Genomic DNA, 2,003 nt, shown 5'->3' on the forward strand with positions numbered 1-2,003 from the left:
CCGCGCGCGGCGGCGGCGCCCACCCCCCCGCCGCGGGCCGCGCGCCCGGCAGCCGCCCCCCCCCCGCCCCCCCCCCCCCCCCCCCCCCCCCCCCCCCCCCCCCCCCCCCCCCCCCCGCGGCCGCCTTCGGCGTCCTGGACGGCGACGAGCGCCTGGCCGTGCTCGTGGCCGACGCGGCGGGGGGTGCCGCGTGAGCGCGCCGGGTGCGCCCCTGCCCGTGGCCGAGCTGGGCCGCGTGCACCTGCTCGGCGTCGGCGGGGTGGGCATGTCCGGCATCGCGCGGCTGCTGCTGGGCCGCGGGGTGCCGGTCTCGGGCAGCGACGCGGCCGACTCCGAGGTGCTGCGCCGCCTGGGGGAGCTGGGCGCGCGCGTGGCCGTCGGCCACGACGCGGCGCACCTGGGCGACCTCGGGCCGGGCGACACCGTCGTGGTCAGCTCCGCCGTGCGGGCCTCCAACCCCGAGCTGATCGCCGCGCGCGAGCGCGGCCTGCGGGTGCTGCACCGCTCGCAGGCGCTGGCCGCCCTCATGGTCGGCCGGCGCGGCGTGGCGGTGGCCGGCACCCACGGCAAGACCACGACGTCCTCGATGCTGGCGGTGGCGCTGCTGGAGGCCGGGCTGGACCCCGGCTACGCCATCGGCGGCGAGCTGACCGGCGGCAGCGACGGCGGTGCGCGCGACGGCGCCGGCCCCTTCGTCGCCGAGGCCGACGAGTCCGACGGCTCCTTCCGCGCCTACGCGCCCGTGGTCGACGTGGTGACCAACGTCGAGCCCGACCACCTGGACCACTACGGCACCGCCGAGGCGGTCGCGCAGGCCTTCGAGGAGTTCGTGACCCGGCTGCAGCCCGGTGGCGTGCTCGTGGCCTGCGCCGACGACGCCGGCTCGGTGCGCCTGGCCGAGTTCGCGCGGCAGGCGGGCGTCCGGGTGCGCACCTACGGCACGCACCCGGACGCGGACGTGCGGCTGTCCGACGTGGACGTCTCCGGCCCCTCGCCCTCGGCGCTGGTGCACGTGGACGCCGACGTCGACGCCGGCCCGGACGAGCGCGCCCTGCCCGTGCGCCTGGCGGTGCCGGGCCTGCACAACCTGCTCAACGCCGCCGGCGCCTTCGCCGCGGCCCTGGAGCTGGGGGCCGAGCCCGCCGCCGTGCTGCGGGCGCTGGCCGGCTTCGGCGGTGCCCGGCGGCGCTTCGAGCCCAAGGGCGAGGCGGGCGGGGTGCGCGTGGTCGACGACTACGCCCACCACCCCACCGAGGTGGAGGCGCTGCTGCGCGCGGCGCGGCCGGTGGCCGGGGACGGGCGCGTCGTCGTCGCCTTCCAGCCGCACCTGGTCAGCCGCACCCGCGCCTTCGCCGACGAGTTCGGCCGGGCCCTGGGCCTGGCCGACGACGTCGTCGTCCTCGACGTCTACGTCGCCCGGGAGGACCCCGACCCGGCGGTGACCGGCGCCCTGGTCGCCGCCGCGGTGCCGCTGCCCGCCGCCTCGGTGGCCTTCGTGCCCGAGCGCGCCGCCGCCGCCGCCGAGGTCGTCGCGCGGCTGCGCCCCGGCGACCTGCTGCTGACCGTCGGCGCGGGCGACGTGACCCGGCTGGGGCCGGAGGTGCTCGCCCTGCTCGCCGGCGGCGGGCCGCGGCCGTGAGGCCGGTGGGGGAGCCGTGACGCGCCCCACGCGCCCGCGCACGCCGCCGTCCCCGCCGGTGCCCGCGGCGCCGGCGCGCACCCCCGACCGCCGGCCCTCGGGCAGCGCCCAGCGCCGCCGCGCGGTGCGCGCCGCCGTCCCGCCCGCCCCGGCGCCCCGGGAGCGGGCCGCGCGCGGCGCCGCCCGGGCGCAGGGCCGTCCCGGCCGCGGCGGGGGGGCGCGCGTGGCCGACCTCACCGGCCGGCTCGCGCGCCGGGCCCCCGCGCGCCGGCGCCCCCGCCGGCGCGCGGCCCTGGGTGCCGCCGTACTTGCGGTGCTGGTAGCCGCCGCCGGCTGGGTGGCGGTGGGCTCGCCGTGGCTTCGC

At 82.3% G+C, this 2,003-nt stretch carries 1 protein-coding gene and 1 pseudogene; both read left to right on the forward strand.

Annotated elements, in window-relative coordinates; all coding sequences use genetic code 11:
* The first annotated feature begins 265 nt into the window (after positions 1-265).
* Complete coding sequence (gene murC / locus ACRYR7_RS25350) at positions 266-1,639, forward strand: UDP-N-acetylmuramate--L-alanine ligase (RefSeq protein ID WP_432575153.1); 1,374 nt, start codon at positions 266-268, stop codon at positions 1,637-1,639.
* A 16-nt stretch (positions 1,640-1,655) separates the two neighbouring features.
* Positions 1,656-2,003: pseudogene (locus ACRYR7_RS25355) on the forward strand (hypothetical protein); the annotation flags it as partial.

The sequence above is a fragment of the Kineococcus gurbantunggutensis genome (assembly GCF_050871925.1).
Lineage (GTDB): Bacteria > Actinomycetota > Actinomycetes > Actinomycetales > Kineococcaceae > Kineococcus.

Coding starts and splice junctions, on each gene's coding strand:
- murC (WP_432575153.1), top strand. CDS start 266: ATGTCCGGCATCGCGCGGCTGCTGCTGGGCCGCGGGGTGCCGGTCTCG.